The sequence below is a fragment of the Rubrobacter calidifluminis genome (genome assembly GCF_028617075.1).
Taxonomy (GTDB): Bacteria; Actinomycetota; Rubrobacteria; order Rubrobacterales; family Rubrobacteraceae; genus Rubrobacter_E; species Rubrobacter_E calidifluminis.
On the sequence record NZ_JAQKGV010000001.1, the window covers coordinates 178,363 to 195,045 of the forward strand.

The window sequence follows — 16,683 nt, forward strand, 5'->3', positions numbered from 1 at the left end:
GTTGCGCGCCCTCGTCTACCACAAGTCCGCCCCGCGCTACCTGCTGGTGCGTGCCGCTGCCGGGCGCATCGAGAGGATCGAGACCTCCCGCCTCTCACCGCTGAACCTCGAGGACGTCCCGGAACCCCCGCTCCCCGCGCCGGGGTGGGTGCGCGTGAAGCCCCGCCTCTCGGGTATCTGCGGCTCGGATCTCGCGACCCTCCTCTCGAAGAGCTCGCCCTACTTCTCCCCGCTGACTTCCCCGCCCTTCGTCCTCGGGCACGAGATCGTGGGAGAGGTGGCCGAAGACGCCTCCGGTTTCACCGCCGGAGAGCGCGTCGTCGTCGAGCCGGCGCTCGGCTGCGAGGTGCGCGGGATAGATCCCCCCTGCCGGATGTGCGCCGCCGGGGAGTACGCCCTCTGCACCAACGTGACCGGGGGAGACCTCGCCCCCGGCATCCAGACCGGCTTCTGCCGCGACACCGGGGGCGGGTGGTGCGAGGGGACGCTCGTCGCGCATCCATCCCAGCTGCACCGCGTCCCGGAGGATCTGCCCGACGAGGCGGCGGTCGCCGTAGAGCCCCTGGCCTGCGCGGTGCACGCCGCGCTCCGCGCAGAACCGGGAGAGACCGTCCTCGTCCTCGGGGCGGGGAGCGTCGGGCTGCTGGTCGTCGCCACGCTGCGGCACCTCGGGCGGCCGGGGCGCATCGTCTGCATCGCAAAGCATCCGCGCCAGCGCGAGGAGGCGCTGCGCCTGGGGGCCGACGAGGTCGCATCTCCGGGCGAGCTCTACGGTGAGCTTCCCGCACGGCTCGGCGCGAGGGTCGAAAAACCCGAGCTCGGGAAGCCCGTCGTCCTCGGCGGCGCGGACCGAACCTTCGAGTGCGTCGGGGTTTCCGGGACCGTCGAGGACGCCATCAGGCTCACCCGCCCCGGTGGGGAGGTCGTCTTCGTCGGGATGCCGGGGGCCCGCAGCCGCCTGGACCTCACCCCGCTCTGGCACGGGGAGGTCGGTCTCGCCGGGAGCTACGCCTACGGCTACGAGGAGTACGCGGGAGAGCGGGTGAAGAGCTTCGCGCTCGCGCTGCGCCTCGCCCGGGAGTTGGATCTTCAGAGCCTGGTCGGGCCGCTCTTCCGGATCGAAGCCTACCGGGAGGCCGTAGCCGCCGCCCGCTCCGCCGGCAGGAAGGGGCTGGTCAAGGTCGCCTTCGACCTGCGTCCTATCTGAGGGTCTGGGATTACTGGCCGACGGGAATTTTTCCGGCTTCGATCATCCCCACTATACCAGGATTTTTCAGTAGCCCCGCACGCAGAATCCTTCTGGAGACCGCCGTAGACTCCACTTGCCAGATAGAGAAGGAGAGCGTGTGGGAGTCATCTACACGGGGAATGGGACCTACTGCTACTCGGACAGCCTGCACATGAGCCTGTTGGCCTCCGGAGCGGACAAACGAGAGTTGCCCGGGCCCGGGTTCCTGGAGTGCCTGACGACGATGCCGTTCGGGAACACTTACCTGCGGCTGGAGGAAGGACCGCTGGTCTTCTTCTCCGGCCCCGACCCCGACCGCGGGCTTCGGCGGGCTCTCGGTGCTCTGGGCTGGTCGTGCGACGAGTGGTACGGTGGGAGCGGCGAGGAGGCCCTGGAACGGTTGAGGGAGGCGGTAGAGGCGGGGCCGGTGCTGGCCGGTCCTCTGGACATGGGGTACCTCCCGTACAACCCGGAGGCCGCCTACGTGCGCGGTGTCGACCACTTCGTCGTCGTTCTGGAAGTGATCGGGGACCAGATCCTGCTACACGACCCGGCCGGATATCCCTGCGCCGTGATGGATGCCGCCGAGCTGCTCGAAGCCTGGAGGGCGGATGCCATAGACTACAAGCGTGGCCCGTATACCTTGCGCAGCGGTTTCCGCCGGGTGGAGGAAGTCCGCAGGGAGGAGTCCATCTCCCGGACGCTGCCCCTGGCCTGGGAGAACGTCGAACACGATCCAGGCGGTCCCGTAGCATACGGCGGTCCGCGGGCGCTGCGGATGCTGGCCGGGGACCTGCGCAGGGAGATGCCGCCGGTGCTCGTCGGACACCTGACCCATTTCGCGCTGCCGCTCGCCGCTCGGCGCGGCCTCGACGCCGCCCGTTTCTTGCGGGAGGCTTGCAGGGAGGAAGCTGCCGGAATCCTGGAGGGGCAGGCCCGGCTCTTCGGTGAGGCGCAGTACCTCGCTGTACGGAGGCGCTGGCCCGAGGTGGCCGCCGTCGTCGAGCGGCTTGCCGGGATGGAGGAGGAACTCGCGGGCCTTCTGCGGGGTTAGAGAGAGCCTTCCGGGTTGCGCGAGAAGTCCACGCTCTCCTCTCCGCCGCCGCGGTAGAGCGTGGTGCGGGAGGGCTCGGTTTCGGCCACGATCCTGCCGTCCTTCACCACCCACAGGCGGGCGGGGTCGAGGCGCAGCGCGTCGAACGTGCCCGGCGCGTCGAGGACGACGAAGCTCGCTGGTCTGCCCTCCTCTATGCCGTATCCATCCTCCACCCCCAGAGTGCGGGCGGCGCGGTTCGTGACCAGCTCGAGCATCTCCCCAATCTCCTCCTCGCCGCTCATCTGCAGGACGTGCAGCGCGAGGGAGGCGGCGCCGAGCATGTCGCCGCGCCCGAGCGGGTACCAGGGGTCCATGATCGAGTCGTGCCCCAACGAGACGTTGACACCCCCCTCGAGGAGCTCCTTCACCCGCGCCATCCCGCGCCGCTTCGGGTAGGTGTCGAAGCGGCCCTGCAGGACGGTGTTGTCGAAGGGGTTCGCGACGACGTTGATGCTCGATCTGGCGAGCAGCCGGATCAGCTTGAACGCGTAGGCGTCGTCGTAGGAGTGCATCGCGGTACAGTGGCTCGCGGTGGCCCGGCTCCCGAAGCCGCCCTCGACGGCCTCCCACGCGAGGACCTCGGTGAAGCGGGAGTTCGGGTCGTCTGTCTCGTCGATGTGCAGGTCGAGGGGCCGCGCGTACTTCTTCGCGAGCTCCGAGGCGAGGTGGACGTCCCTCTCGCCGAGCGCGCGGGTCGGCTCGTGGTGGGGGATGCCGCCGACCACGTCCGCCCCGAGCCGCAGCGCCTCCTCCATGAGCGCGGGACCCCCGGGCGTGGCGTAGATCCCGTCCTGCGGGAAGGCGACGAGCTGCAGCTCGACGAGATCGCGCACCTCCTCGCGCAGCTCGATCAGAGCCCTGAGCGCGGTGAGCTCCGGGTCGCAGACGTCGACGTGGCTGCGGATGAAGAGCGTCCCCTGCGCCACCTCCCACTTTATCGCCTCCAGGGCCCGGTGTTTGACGTCGTCTCTGCTCAGGCTCTGCTTGCGCTCACCCCAGATCTCGATCCCTTCGAGCAGCGTCCCGCTGCGGTTGAAGCGCGGCTCTCCGACGGTGAGCACCGCATCGAGGTGGACGTGGCTGTCTATGAAAGGGGGAATCGTGAGTCGACCCCTCGCGTCCAGCTCCCGCTCCGCGTCGAGCTCCAAATCTTCACCGATCCTGATGAAGACACCCCCGTCGATCCCCAGATCCACCAGGCGTCCGTCCGTCAGACGGGCGTTGCGCAGGAGGAGGTCGGCCCGGCTCATAACTGCTGCGGGATGCCGAGTTCCTCAAGCCACTTCTGGTAGGAGATCAGCGGCAGGTCGGCGGGTCGGATGTAGAGCATCATCCGCGAGCTTAAGGGCGGCAGGAGCCAGGGCCGCTGGCTTTCGACGACGGGGCGGTCCTGCTCCTGGATCTCGTCCTGCAGCCGCTCGTAGTCCGGGTCGCGATCCGCCCCCCTGTCGAAGGTACGCGCCTGGTAGGAGAAGACGAGGGTCTCGTCCCACGAGATCGGGGAGGATGCCTGCCAGATCACGTAGGTGCCGGCGGCGCTCTCCTTGACTAGCCGGATGCTCGTGGGGGTCAGGTGGTTGGTGTAGGTGACCTTCTCGAGCGCCGGCCGATCCTCCCCGCTCGCGACTGTGTCGTTGTCGGGCTGGAGCATTGTGTAGGTGGAGAGGAGGCGGCCGTCCTCCCGCCAGACCTCGTGCTCAGGGGGGTCGGGCTGGGATGGGTCACCCAGGATGCCGGGGTGCACCCAGGGGAAGTGGGTATCGTCGAGCGCGGCCATCACCACCCGCGGCACGCTCGCCCGCCACGGTCCGTATGTCCTCAAGGGGCCTTTGTGGAACTCTTCGTCCCTGTACTCGGGGAACGGCGGGATATCGTGCTGCGGTTCGCCGGCCAGGCACACCCAGACGATCCCGTACGCCTCCCGGGTGTGGAAGCGCCTCACCTTCGCCTCGCGAGGTATGGGGCGTCCGCGCCTGGCCGGGATGTCCACGCAACGGCCAGTGCGATCGTAGCTCCAGCCGTGGTAGCGGCAGCGCAGGTGACACCCCTCGACGACGTCCCCGATCGAGAGCGCCGCGCCGAGATGGCGGCACAGATCCTCGAACGCCACCGCCTCTCCTTCGAGGCGGGCGAGGACCAGCCGCCGGTCGAGCAGCCTCACTCCGAGCGGACTCTCTACCAGGTCTGCGGAGCGTGCTACGGGATGCCAGAAGGCCGAGAGGGCGTCGTAATAGGCTTCTATCTTGTCCTCTGGGACTCTCACGGATCCACATGATAGTGCACGGCTCGTCCCGACGGTAGTCTCCGCGCGGGGCATATTCTCGTCTTCTACACCAGGCCTGATCTTGCGGGTGTACGGTGGATGATCTCTGGCCCGCCGTACAAGGCGTGGGGGCCTGGCGTCCTCTACCCTGGATGGCTGATGACCCGCGTGGACCGAGGGTTTAAACTTCACCCGTCGATCGCCCGCCGGAACAACCTGTGCAGGTTTTCGGGGAGTTTTCGGTGGGGAGAGTGTGCGTCGTGCCGCTCCCGCTGGGACGGCCTGTTTTGTGGAGGAACCGCATGGCAGACGTCGTAGAGATTCCAGAAGAAGAAGGCATAGAGACCCACGGCATCGAGCGTGTCTCACCCAAAGCTCGGGTGCACGTCAGGATACTGGACAACTTCACGATGTGGTTCTCGGCGAACCTGGTCCTCTCGACTGTGTCGCTGGGTGCTCTCGCGATACCGCTCTTTGGGCTCGGGTTCTGGGACAGCATCGTGATCATAGTGCTGTTCAACGCGCTCGGGGTGCTGCCGGTCGCGTTCTTTTCCACGCTGGGACCCAAGCTGGGCCTCAGGCAGATGACGATCTCACGATTCTCCTTCGGTTGGGTGGGTGCCGCGATCATGGCATGCTTCAACGTCGCCGCGTGCATCGGCTGGTCGGCGGTGAACGTGATAATCGGCGGGCAGCTCGTCGCCGCGGTCACGCACGATGCGGTTCCCCGCTGGGCGGGGGTACTCATCATCGCTGCGCTGACCACCCTGGTGAGTATCTACGGCTACCGCTACGTCCACCGCTACGAGCGCTACGCCTGGATCCCGATGGCGATAATCTTCCTGATCATCACCGCCGTCGCCGCACCGCACTTCAGGATCGTCCCCACCCCCGCGCTGCATACCGCCGAGATAGCCTCGATGGTCTCCTTCGGGGGTGCGATCTACGGCTTCGCGACCGGCTGGAGCTCCTACGCCGCCGACTACAACGTCAATCAGCCGGAGGATACCCCAGCCCGCCGGGTTTTCGCGATGACCTATCTGGGTGTCTTCCTCGCCTGCGTCCTGCTGGAGACGCTTGGCCTCTTCCTCACGACGGTTCCCGCACTCAAGGGCAAGGAGGGTGGGGAGCTGCTCGCTGGCGCGGTGGCTCCGCTCGGTGGCTTCGGAGACGTGCTCGTCGGGCTTCTGGCCCTGAGCGTCGTCGCGAACAACATCCCCAACGACTACAGCCTTGGGCTCTCGATGCAGGTCATAAGCCGCTCGTTCCAGCGCGTTCCCCGCTGGGTGTGGACGCTCGCCGGCGCCATACTCTACGTCCTCATCGCGCTGCCGGCGTCACAGAGCTTTGGTGCTACGCTCGACGGATTCCTCCTGATCATCGCCTACTGGCTCGGGCCCTGGTCGATAGTGCTCATCCTGGAGCACCTGCTCTTCCGCCGCGGCAGCTACAACGCCGATGACTGGAACCGCCGCTCGCGGCTGCCGCTCGGCTGGGCGGCGCTCTGCGCGATGGCCGTCGGGCTCTTCGGCGCGTTCCTCGGGATGTCGCAGGAGTACTTCGTCGGGCCGGTCGCAGACCTCGTCAACAAACCCTACGGCGTGGACGTGGGCTTCGAGCTTGGCATAGTCCTCGCCGCGGTCGTCTACGTGATCCTGCGCCCGATCGAACTGCGCCGGACGGGTCGCTGAGCGACCCTGCGGGGTTTGCGCCTCCGCCGGGGAAGGGCTAACCTCTGCAGGAGCCTGGAAGCGGCAATTGCAGGAGGTCTCACATGGCTGTGGCAGGGAGCGAAGACCGCGAGCTCAAGGAGAGGATCTCGCACCTCGTCTCCTCCAGCGCGCCAGACCGAGAGGTCCTGGAGGAGGTGGTGCGGCTGCTGCACGAGTCGCACCCGCGCTGGCACTGGACCGGCATCTACCTGCTGAAGGGAGACGAGCTCGTGCTCGGGCCCTGCAGCGCCCCGGCCTCGCACGAGAGGATCGCAGTCGGCGAAGGCGTCTGCGGCACCGCCGTCGCCGAGGGCGAGAACCAGCTCGTCGGCGACGTGCGCGAGGTCGAGAACTATCTGGCCTGCTCGCTGAGCACCCGCTCGGAGATCGTGGTCCTGATCCGCCACGCGGGCCGTATCGTCGGCCAGTTCGACGTCGACAGCGACGAGGTCGGCGCCTTCGGCGAGGAGGACGAGACACTCCTCGAGGATGCCGCCCGCATCGTCGCCCCGCGGGTCGCCGCGCTCGCCGCGAGCGCCGGATGACGGGTTACGCGGCCCGGGTCCTGGGCGTGAACCTCGGGCGCGTGGCCCGTCTGGAGGGGCGTCGAAAGAGCGTGCCGAGCGCGATCTTCAAGGCGCCCGCCCCCGGGGCGGTGTGGCTCAGGCGGGAAGGTTTCGCCGGCGACGAGCAGGCCGACCGCAAGAACCACGGCGGGCCCGAGAAGGCCGCGCTCGTCTACCCCACGGAGCACTACGTACGCTGGCGGAGGATGCTCGGCCGGGAGATCGGCCTCGCCGCCTTCGGCGAGAACCTCTCCACCCGGGGTGTCACCGAGGAGGACGTCCACCTAGGGGACGTCTGCCGGCTCGGGGGGGCGGTGGTGCAGGTGAGCCAGCCGCGACGCCCCTGCTACAAGCCCGCCTGGCGCCACGGTGTCCGGAACATCGCCCTCCTCACCCAGCAGAGCGGGATGACCGGCTTCTACCTGCGGGTCCTGGAGGAGGGAGAGGTGAGAGCCGGCGACGCACTCCTCCTGCTGGACCGTCCGCCGGGGACCGTGAGCGTGGAGGAGGCGAACAGGGTCATGCACCGGGACCGGGACGATGCGGAGGGGATCGAAAACCTTTTGTCCTGCCGCTGGGTACCGACCTCCTGGCGGAGGGACCTCCGCCGCCGGCTCGCCGGGATGGAGGAGGACGCCGCGCGGAGAGGCTCGAAGGGCCCGTCTGAACCAGGACCTTGCCAGCCGGGGACTGCGGCCTCAGAATAAGGTCCGCCCGAGAGAAGACGTGGAGGTGAGATGAGCCGGCCCAGCCAGACGATATACCTGGAGAAGACGAGCCCGCCGATGATGTTCAACGCCGGGGACGGCTTCCACTACGAGAAGCTGCCCGAGGGCACCCGCGTCATCTACGCCCCGGGACCGCTGGAGCCGCTGCCCGACGAGAACGTCGCCATAGAGCGCGCGCTGCTCTCCCCGCTGGAGATGGAGCCTTTGCACGAGCTTCTACACCCCGGCATGAAGCTCACCATCGCCTTCGACGACATCTCGCTGCCCCTGCCGCCGATGCAGCAGCCCGACATAAGGCAGCTCGTCATCGAGAAGGTGCTCGAGAAGGCCTACGCCAGGGGGGTCGAGGACATACACCTGATCGCGGCGCTGGGGCTCCACCGCAGGATGACCCGCAAGGAGCTCGAGCACTGCCTGGGCAAGAAGATAATAAGCGCCTTCTACCCCGAGAGGCTCTACAACTACGACGCCGAAGACCCGGAGGGCAACGTCCCGATAGGGAAGACCGAGAAGGGCGAGGAGGTCGTCGTGAGCCGCCGGGTCGCCGAGAGCGACCTGCTCGTCTACGTCAACATCAACTACATCCCGATGGACGGCGGGCACAAATCGGTGCACACCGGGCTCTCGCCCTACGCCTCGATCCGCCACCACCACAACCCCGAAACCCTGCACCACAGCCGCTCCCTGATGGACCCGCCCAACTCCGCACTGCACGCCTCCGTCGCGCGGATGGGGCGCCTCTTCGAGGAGCACGTCAGGGTCTTCCACATCGAGACGACCCTCAACAACGCAGCCTTCCCGCCCGTCTTCGACTTCATGGAGAAGCCCGAGCACGAGTGGAGCCCCATCACGAAGGCCAACTTCCTGGCCAACCACGCCGCCACGAAGAGGCTGCCGAACGCGATCCCGCACCGCATCTTCCACTCCATAAAAGCCCCCCACCGCATGACGAGCATCCAGGCCGGGGCCACGGAGCCGGTGCACGAGAGGACCCTCGAGAACTGCCACCGCCAGCAGCTCGTCCCCGTCGAGGGGCAGGCCGACGTGCTCTTGATGGGCATACCCTACCTCGGCCCGTACAACGTGAACTCCATCATGAACCCGCTGCTCGTATTCAACATGCTCCTCGGCTACCTCTTCAACCTCTACAGGGGCAAGCCGCTGGTGCGAAAGGGCGGGGTCCTCATCGGCACCCACCCCATGCCGGAGCAGTTCCACAAGATCCACCACCCGGCCTACCTGGACCTCTACAACGAGGCGTTCTCCGAGACCCACGACATCCGCGAGATCGCCCGCCGCTACGAGGAGAAGTACGCGACCGACCCCTGGTACCGCACCCTCTACCGCAACTCCTACGCCTACCACGGCGCCCACCCCTTCACCGTCCTCTACTGGGGCGCCCACGCCCTCGACCATCTGGGGGACGTGATCGTGGTCGGCGCGAACCCGAACGCCGCCTCCCGCATGGGCCTGAGGCGCGCGGACACCATCGCCGAGGCGCTTGAGATGGCGGAGGACACCGTCGGGCCGAGCCCCGAGATCACCTACATGCACCTGCCGCCGCTGTTCATGTGCGAGGTGAGCTGATCCCGGTGGGGTGAGGATGAGCAAGACGCACGAGGTCTTCAACCAGGTCCCACCCCTCGTCGACTACGACGCCTCCGACGACCCGGCGCTGCTCGAGGCGCTGCGCCGCGAGGGTGCAGGAGAGGCGGAGGTGCGCAAGCTGGGCCGGCTCGTCGGATCGGCCCGCATCCAGGAGCTTGTGCGCCTGGCGAGCGAGTACCCGCCAGTCCTCCACACCCACGACCGCTACGGCCACCGCATCGACGAGGTCGAGTACCACCCGGCGTGGCACGAGCTCATGCGCACGGCGGTCTCGCTCGGTCTCTCGGGAGGGCCGTGGCGCGACCCCGTCCCCCGCGCCCACCTCGTGCGCGCGGCGAAGTACCTGGTCTGGGCGACGCAGCCCGAGCAGGGCAACTGCTGCCCCGTGACGATGACCTACGCCGCCGTTCCGGCCCTGCGCTCCGAGCCGGAACTCGCCGGACGCCTCGAGCCCCTCCTCACCTCCCCCGAGTACGAGTTCGGCCTCCGGCCCCCGGAGGAAAAACGCGGCCTCGTCTGTGGGATGGCGATGACCGAGAAGCAGGGCGGCTCCGACGTGCGGGCCAACACCACCCGCGCCGAGCCCGCGGGCGACGGGACCTACCGCCTGACCGGCCACAAGTGGTTCTGCTCGGCGCCGATGAGCGACGTCTTCCTCGTCCTGGCGCAGGCCCCGGGAGGGCTCACCTGCTTCCTCCTGCCGCGCGTCCTGCCCGGCGGGGAGCGCAACCGCATGCACCTGCAGCGGCTCAAGGACAAGCTCGGCAACCGCTCCAACGCCTCCGCCGAGGTCGAGTACGACGGCGCGGTCGCCTGGCGCGTCGGGGAGGAGGGGCGCGGCGTGCGCACCATCATCGAGATGGTCAACGTGACCCGGATGGACTGCGTCATCGGCGCGGCGGGCGGGATGCGCTGGGGGCTGCACCAAGCCGTCCACCACGCCCGCCACCGCAGGGCGTTCGGCCGGCGTCTCGTCGAGCAGCCCCTGATGCGCAACGTGCTCGCTGACCTCGCAGTCGAGTCCGAGGCCGCGACCACGCTCGCTCTGCGGCTCGCCGGGTCGATGGACCGCGCGCTCGGCGGCGACGCCGCCGAGGCGGCGTTCGGGAGGCTCGCCATCCCCGTCTCCAAGTACTGGGTAACCAGGCGCTGGTCCGCCCACGCGGTCGAGTGCCTGGAGTGCCTCGGGGGCAACGGCTACGTGGAGGAGTCCGGGATGCCGCGCCTCTACCGCGAGTCGCCCCTCTACAGCATCTGGGAGGGCTCGGGCAACGTCGCCGCGCTCGACGTGCTGCGCGCCATGACCCGCGAGCCCGCGAGCGTCGAGGCGTTCTCCGCCGAGCTCGAGGCCGCCTCCGGCGCCGACCGCCGGCTGGACGGAGCGGTGCGCGCGCTGCGACGCGAGCTCGCCCGCCCGGAGGAGGTGGAGCTGCGCGCCCGGGGGCTCGTCGAGCGCATGGCGCTCGCGCTGCAGGGGGCCCTCCTCGTCCGGTACTCCCACCCGGCCGTCGCCGACGCCTTCTGCGCCTCCCGGCTCGCCGGGGATTGGGGGCACGCCTTCGGCACCCTCCCGGCCGGGCTTGACCTCGACCCCATCCTGAGCCGCGCCCTTCCCGAGACCGCCGGGCCCGCGCTCTGAGCGTGGCGGGAGGATGGATTCCCGCTATCTGGGAATCCGCGTTGCGTGAGGCTGGCACCCGGAGTAGCATGGTGGAGCCTGAAGGGCTGGGGAAAGGAAGATCTCGACGGACCGGCTGGTGTGTGGACCAGGACACCGCGGGGCGACCGTTTCGCCGGGCGCTGCGCCCGTACGCCACAACGGAGTCCTCGGAAGCTGCGGGGCCTCTGGGCGGGCCCGGTTTCGTCGTGCCCCGGCAACGGGCTGAACAAGCGTGGGAGTCTCTCGGGGAAAAGGAGGTAAGCCGTGAAAGCGGTCGTGTACAAGGGACCCTTCGAGGTCGCCGTGGAGAACGTGGAGGATCCAAGGATACAGGATCCCAACGACGTGATCGTCAGAATCACCTCGACCTGCATCTGCGGGTCGGACCTGCACATGTACGAAGGACGCACGGCAGCCGAGCCGGGGATCGTCTTCGGGCACGAGAACCTGGGCATCGTCGAGGAAGTCGGTCCCGGCGTAGCCTCGCTGCAGGTGGGCGACCGGGTGGTGATGCCGTTCAACGTCGCCTGCGGGTTCTGCCGCAACTGCCAGCGGGGCTACACCGGCTTCTGCCTGACGGTCAACCCCGACCCGGGCTTCGCCGGCGGGGCCTACGGGTACGTCGCGATGGGGCCGTACATGGGCGGGCAGGCCGAGTATCTGCGGGTGCCCTTCGCGGACTTCAACTGTCTCAAGCTCCCGCCCGGCGACGAGCACGAGGCCGACTACGCGCTCCTCGCCGACATCTTCCCGACCGGATACCACGGCACCGAGCTCGCCGACGTTAAGCCCGGTGAGACGGTCGCGGTCTTCGGGGCCGGGCCGGTCGGCCTGATGGCGGCCTACAGTGCGATGATCCGCGGCGCCGATCGGGTCTTCGTCGTCGACCGGGTCAGGGAGCGGCTGGAGAAGGCCGAGCAGATAGGCTGCATCCCGGTCAACTTCGACGAGGTCGACCCGGTCGAGTACATCAAGGATCAGACGCCGGGCAACCGGCTCTCGACCCTCTCGGTCGACAACGAAGCCAACCGCGGGGTTGACAAGGGGATAGACGCCGTCGGGTACCAGGCCCACGCCCGCGGCGGCGAGCGCGAGGAGCCAGCGGTGGTCCTGAACACCCTCATCGAGTGCGTCAGGCCTACCGGCGCGCTGGGCGTCCCCGGCCTCTACGTCCCCTCCGACCCGGGTGCGCCGGACGACGCCGCCAAGCGGGGACAGCTTTTGGTCTCCATCGGGCGGATGTTCGAGAAGGGGCTGCGGATGGGCACCGGGCAGTGCAACGTCAAGCGCTACAACCACTACCTGCGCGATCTGATCACCTCGGGGCGCGCCGAGCCTTCGTTCGTGGTCTCCCACGAGGTGCCGCTGGAGGAAGCCCCCGACGCCTACCAGAAGTTCGACAAGCGCATCGACGGATACACCAAGGTCATCCTCAAGCCCGGCTCGTAGCCGACGCCGCGGAGTGTGTGAAGGGGGCGGCCCCTACGGGCCGCCCCCTCCTTCTGCTATCATTGGCTCTCGTGAAGGTGAGGCTCACGCGGGAGGTGAGGGATCTCGGCGGGAACGTCTACGCCGAGGGATCTCTCGTCGAGGTCAGGGCGGCCAGGGACGGCAAGCTCGAGGTCGTCGGCGCGCACTTCCTGCCCCTCTCCGACGAGGAGTGGGAGCCTCACCTGAGCGAAGAAGATCTCGGGCGGCTTCTCGGGAGCTAGGGTCTTGGCCTACACGGAGAGGGCGAGCGTGGTGAAGGTGCGCGAGGCGCTCGAGGAGCGGGGTGTGGAAGCGGAGCTCGTCGAGCTCGAGGAGACCGCGCGCAGCGCCCGCGAGGCCGCCGCCGCGCTCGGCCGCAGGGTCGAGCAGATCGTGAAGTCTCTGGTCTTCAGGGGGAAGAGAAGCGGCCGGCCCCTGCTCGTCCTCGCCGGTGGGGCGAACCGGGTGGACGAGAAGCGGGTGTCGGCGCTCTTCGGAGAAGAGCTCGAGAAGGCGGACGCCGACTTCGTGCGCGGGGAGACTGGCTTCTCCATCGGCGGTGTGCCGCCGGTCATCCCCGGTGGCCAGCCGCCGACCATCCTCGACGAGGATCTGCTCGAGGAGGACGAAGTATGGGCCGCGGCCGGACACACCCACGTGGTCTTCGGGCTGCATCCGGAGGAGCTCCTCCGGATCACCGGCGCGAAGGCGGCCAGGGTCAGCAGGAGATAGGGCGCGTTTTGCGAAGCCTATCACCTTTGTCTCCCGCACCTTCCTGCTAATATCTCGGGGTATGGAGAAGGCTCCGGAGAACGGGCGGCCCAACCCGCTGCGGGACTGGCTCGCATGGAAGAGGCGCAGCCGGGTGAACAAGACCATGTTCGTCGTCTCGCTCGCGGTCGCCGCCTTCGTAACGGCGGCGTTTGCCTGGGCGATAGCATTCCCCGCCCCCGGGGACTTCGCCCGCTACCTCACGTTCTACTGGATCTGGGGTCTTTGCGCCGTCGGGATAATGACCGGGCTCGTCGAGTACAGGACGCGACCGGTGCGCCGGGGCGGGAACTCCTGGGGCGAGCTTTTCATCCTGTTCTACCTGGGGGCTCTCCTCATCGCCACCCGCGCCATAAACCTCTTCCTGTTCCACGGCTAGCTCCCTTATACTCTCCTCCGACCGGCTGTCAGAATCAGGAGGAGCCTTTGAGATGATGCTCGAGGGGAAGGTCGCCGTGATCACCGGGGCCGGGAGCGGCATAGGGCGGGCCACCGCGCGCAAGTTCGCCGCCGAGGGCGCGAAGGTCGTCGTCGCCGAGCTGGACGAGGAGAGGGGGGAGGCCGCGGCCCGCGACGTGCGGGAGTCCGGCGGCGAGGCCCTCTTCGTTCGCACGGACGTCTCGGAGTTCGACCAGGTCGAGGCCGCTGTCGAGAGGGCGGTAGAGGAGTACGGGACGCTGGACGTCATGTTCAACAACGCCGGCATCGGGCACTACGCCCCGCTTCTGGAGCACGAGCCCGAGCACTACGACCGGGTGGTGAAGGTCAACCAGTACGGTGTCTACCACGGCATCCTCGCCGCCGGCAGGAAGATGGCCGAGCTGGAGAACCCCGGCGTGATCATCAACACCGCCTCCGTCTACGCGTTCCTCGCCTCTCCCGGCGTGATCGGCTACCACGCCTCCAAGGGCGCGATAAAGATGATGACCCAGGCCGCCGCGCTCGAGCTCGCCCGCTACGGCATACGGGTCGTCGCGATCGCCCCGGGCGGGGTGGACACCCCGATCATCCAGGGATACAAGGACATGGGGCTGGACGAGGAGCTCGCCCGCGGTCAGATGCGCCGCAGGATACTGACCCCGGAGCAGATCGCCGACGCCGTCGCCCTGCTCGCCACCGACGAGGCCGACGCGATAAACGGCTCGGTGGTGATGGTCGACGACGGCTACGCGGAGTTCAAGTAGCTTCGATCTCGATTACGGTCTCCCCGGGCCGCTCCCCGAGCTGCACGAGGAGCCTCCCGTCTCCGGTTCGGAACCCCCGCTCCTCGCCGTCCACCCTGACCTCGCGTACCTCCCCCGCGCCGCGCACGTCGAGGAGCACCTCCCGCGGTCCCGGCTCGTAGGAGCCCTCGCGCTCCCCGAGCCGGACGGTCGTGCGCCCGCCGGCGCCCTCGCAGGAGATCCTCCGCCGGGCGTAGACGCCCTCCTCGTAGCCGAAGCCGTCGCCCTCGTCCTCGTAGAGCGTCGTCGAGCCCGATCCGTCGGCCGCGTGGATCAGGAGCGTCAGCGGGTCCTCCGGCGAGCGCTCGCCGGTGTGGCTGATCTCCGGCCCGAGCGGGAGGGGGTGGTTCGCCCTCACGTAGAGCGGCGGCTCGCCGAGCGGGGCGCGGGCGAGGACGTCGGCCGGCCCCTCGATGCGCTCGCCGCTCCAGAGGTGGAACCAGGCGCCCTCCGGCAGGTAGACGTGGCGGTGAGAGGCGCCGCGACGGGTGATGGGGGCAGCGAGCAGGGCGCTCCCGAGCATGAACTCGTCGTCGGTGGTACGGGTGCGCCCGTCCTCGGGGAACTCGAAGAAGAGCGGACGCAGGATCGGCGCGCCGGTGCGGTGGCACTCCTCGAAGAGCGAGTAGAGGTAGGGCAGCAGGCGGTAGCGCAGCTTGATCATCCTGCGGCACACCGACTCGTAGGGCTCGCCGAAGACCCACGGTTCCTGCTCGCGGGTGCCCTTAGCCGAGTGGTTGCGGCAGAACGGCTGCAGCACCCCGAACTCGGTGAAGCGCGCGAGAAGCTCCCCGTCGCAGTCGTCGCCGAAGCCTCCGATGTCCACCCCGGCCCAGGCGACCCCGGAGAGACCCATGTTCTGCAGCTGGGGCATCGCCATCCACAGGTGCTCCCACCACGAGGAGTTGTCCCCGGTCCACTGCAGCGCGTGTCGCTGCACCCCGGCGTAACCCGAGCGGGTGATCACGAACGGGCGCTCCTCCGGGCGCAGCCTCAACAGCCCCTCCCGTGTCGCCCGCGCCATCAGCATCCCGTAGGCGTTGTGGACCTCGCCGTGCTCCCTCGGCCTTCCCCCACCCGGGTGTACGACCTCGGGCGGCATCGTAGACTGGCGGGGGATGCCCAGCGAGGGTTCGTTCATGTCGCACCAGATGCCGGCGACCCCGGCGTCCACGAGCGCCCGGTGTTTCTCGCCCCACCACGCCCTGACCCCGGGGTCGGTGAAGTCCGGGAAGGCGCACACCCCTGGCCAGACGACGTTGCGGTACTCCTCCCCGTCAGGTGCGAGGCAGAAGAAGCCCTTCTCCCGGCCCTCGCGGTAGACCGGGTAGTCCCCGTCGACCTTCACGCCGGGGTCGACGATCGTGACGACGCGGAAGCCGTCCTCCGCCAGGTCGGAGATGAGCTTCTCAGGGGTGGGGAACTTCTCCTCGTCCCAGGTGAAGACCCTGAAGCCGTCCATGTAGTCTATGTCCAGGTAGAGGACGTCGCAGGGGATGTCCCGCTCGCGGAACTCCCGCGCCACCTCGCGCAGCCTGGTCTCGGGCTCGTAGCTCCAGCGGCTCTGCTGGTAGCCCAGAGCCCACAGCGGCGGCATCGGCGTCCTTCCGGTGAGCGCGGTGTAGCGCTCGACGACGTCGCGTGGCGCTGGTCCCGCGAGGACGTAATAGACGAGGTCGCCTCCGTCCGCCTCGTAGGCCACGAGCTCTCCGTCCTCCTTCGCCAGGTCGAGGACGGAGCGGCGCGGGCTGTCCAGGAAGAGGCCGTAGGACCCCCCTCCCCGCAGCGAGAGGTAGAACGGGATCGAAGAGTAGAGGTTGCTGAGCGCCGCGGTGTGCCCGAGCGGCGGGTCGACGTTCCAGAAGATCTGCCGAGAGCCGGTCTTCTCCAGGCCGCCGGTGCGCTCGCCGCAGCCGAAGAAGCGCTCTCCCTCCTCCCGCCGCTTGTACAGCCGGAGCCTGCCGTCCCGGAGGGTGCCCATCCCGAGCCTCGCGTCGTCCGCGGCGAAGGGTCTGCCCGAGTCATCGGCGAAGCCCACCCGCAGCGGATCGAGCGAGACGTGCGCCTCGAGGTCCCCGGCGCGCAGGACGATCCCGCCTTCCGACTCCCGCAGTTCGGTGGCCGGTGGATCGCACGCTCCCTCCACGACGGCCCAGGAGCCGTACTCCACCGGGTGTCCCCCCGGGAACATCCCGACCCGGAAGATGCCGGGGGCTGGCGCGGACACCTCCACCGTCGTATCTCCGCACCGCAGCCGTACGCCGCCCTTCTGGCCATCCGTCATTTCCGCCCGCCCCAGCGGGCGATAGCCCTCCTCGAAGGGCGTCTTGAACCTCTCCGGTTCCTCGAACAAGCCTC

15 protein-coding genes are annotated in these 16,683 nt (G+C 68.7%); 12 read left to right on the forward strand and 3 right to left on the reverse strand.

Going from position 1 to position 16,683, the window contains the following annotated elements; genetic code table 11:
* The first annotated feature begins 1 nt into the window (after position 1).
* Together PJB24_RS00890 and PJB24_RS00895 are read left to right on the forward strand one after the other, a co-directional pair.
* Positions 2 to 1,207: a zinc-dependent alcohol dehydrogenase gene (locus PJB24_RS00890; protein ID WP_273841678.1), complete on the forward strand. Its 1,206-nt coding sequence runs from the start codon at positions 2 to 4 to the stop codon at positions 1,205 to 1,207.
* A gap of 139 nt (positions 1,208 to 1,346) precedes the next feature.
* Positions 1,347 to 2,282, forward strand: coding sequence for a cysteine peptidase family C39 domain-containing protein (locus tag PJB24_RS00895; RefSeq protein WP_273841680.1), 936 nt, complete (start codon positions 1,347 to 1,349; stop codon positions 2,280 to 2,282).
* On the opposite strand, the gene PJB24_RS00900 is transcribed toward PJB24_RS00895, so the two are convergent.
* Complete coding sequence (locus PJB24_RS00900; protein WP_273841681.1) at positions 2,279 to 3,574, reverse strand: cytosine deaminase; 1,296 nt, start codon at positions 3,572 to 3,574, stop codon at positions 2,279 to 2,281. The genes PJB24_RS00895 and PJB24_RS00900 overlap by 4 nt on opposite strands.
* The gene (locus PJB24_RS00905; protein ID WP_273841682.1) at positions 3,571 to 4,587 is read right to left on the reverse strand and encodes an aromatic ring-hydroxylating oxygenase subunit alpha; all 1,017 of its coding nucleotides are present in this window, start codon (positions 4,585 to 4,587) and stop codon (positions 3,571 to 3,573) included. Before PJB24_RS00905 ends, PJB24_RS00900 begins: the two co-directional genes overlap by 4 nt.
* 302 nt (positions 4,588 to 4,889) lie before the next feature.
* Between PJB24_RS00905 and PJB24_RS00910 the strand changes: the two genes are divergently transcribed.
* The 10 genes from PJB24_RS00910 (at position 4,890) to PJB24_RS00955 (ending at position 14,286) form a co-directional block, all read left to right on the forward strand.
* Positions 4,890 to 6,278, forward strand: a complete 1,389-nt coding sequence (locus PJB24_RS00910; RefSeq protein WP_273841684.1) for a cytosine permease — start codon at positions 4,890 to 4,892, stop codon at positions 6,276 to 6,278.
* A gap of 83 nt (positions 6,279 to 6,361) precedes the next feature.
* Entirely contained in the window at positions 6,362 to 6,844 is a 483-nt protein-coding gene (locus PJB24_RS00915; protein ID WP_273841685.1) for a GAF domain-containing protein, read from the forward strand.
* Positions 6,841 to 7,572, forward strand: coding sequence for an MOSC domain-containing protein (locus PJB24_RS00920; protein WP_273841688.1), 732 nt, complete (start codon positions 6,841 to 6,843; stop codon positions 7,570 to 7,572). Before PJB24_RS00915 ends, PJB24_RS00920 begins: the two co-directional genes overlap by 4 nt.
* A 30-nt stretch (positions 7,573 to 7,602) precedes the next feature.
* Positions 7,603 to 9,180 carry an NPN-dependent hydroxyacid isomerase, LarAH14/15/16 family gene (gene larAH, locus PJB24_RS00925; RefSeq protein WP_273841689.1) on the forward strand — a complete coding sequence of 526 codons (1,578 nt, stop codon included), beginning with the start codon at positions 7,603 to 7,605 and terminating at the stop codon, positions 9,178 to 9,180.
* Positions 9,181 to 9,196: 16 nt separating this feature from the next.
* The gene (locus PJB24_RS00930) at positions 9,197 to 10,840 is read left to right on the forward strand and encodes an acyl-CoA dehydrogenase family protein (RefSeq protein ID WP_273841691.1); all 1,644 of its coding nucleotides are present in this window, start codon (positions 9,197 to 9,199) and stop codon (positions 10,838 to 10,840) included.
* 285 nt (positions 10,841 to 11,125) lie between these two features.
* Complete coding sequence (locus PJB24_RS00935) at positions 11,126 to 12,310, forward strand: glutathione-independent formaldehyde dehydrogenase (RefSeq protein ID WP_273841693.1); 1,185 nt, start codon at positions 11,126 to 11,128, stop codon at positions 12,308 to 12,310.
* Between the two features lie 77 nt (positions 12,311 to 12,387).
* Positions 12,388 to 12,573, forward strand: a complete 186-nt coding sequence (locus PJB24_RS00940) for a hypothetical protein (RefSeq protein WP_273841696.1) — start codon at positions 12,388 to 12,390, stop codon at positions 12,571 to 12,573.
* A 4-nt stretch (positions 12,574 to 12,577) separates the two neighbouring features.
* Positions 12,578 to 13,063, forward strand: coding sequence for a YbaK/EbsC family protein (locus tag PJB24_RS00945; protein WP_273841699.1), 486 nt, complete (start codon positions 12,578 to 12,580; stop codon positions 13,061 to 13,063).
* A 61-nt stretch (positions 13,064 to 13,124) separates the two neighbouring features.
* Positions 13,125 to 13,481, forward strand: coding sequence for a hypothetical protein (locus PJB24_RS00950; RefSeq protein ID WP_273841701.1), 357 nt, complete (start codon positions 13,125 to 13,127; stop codon positions 13,479 to 13,481).
* 55 nt (positions 13,482 to 13,536) lie between these two features.
* Positions 13,537 to 14,286 carry an SDR family NAD(P)-dependent oxidoreductase gene (locus PJB24_RS00955; RefSeq protein WP_420541861.1) on the forward strand — a complete coding sequence of 250 codons (750 nt, stop codon included), beginning with the start codon at positions 13,537 to 13,539 and terminating at the stop codon, positions 14,284 to 14,286.
* Here the strand turns inward: PJB24_RS00955 and PJB24_RS00960 are convergent.
* Positions 14,279 to 16,678 carry a glycoside hydrolase family 31 protein gene (locus PJB24_RS00960; RefSeq protein WP_273841704.1) on the reverse strand — a complete coding sequence of 800 codons (2,400 nt, stop codon included), beginning with the start codon at positions 16,676 to 16,678 and terminating at the stop codon, positions 14,279 to 14,281. The genes PJB24_RS00955 and PJB24_RS00960 overlap by 8 nt on opposite strands.
* Positions 16,679 to 16,683: the final 5 nt, after the last annotated feature.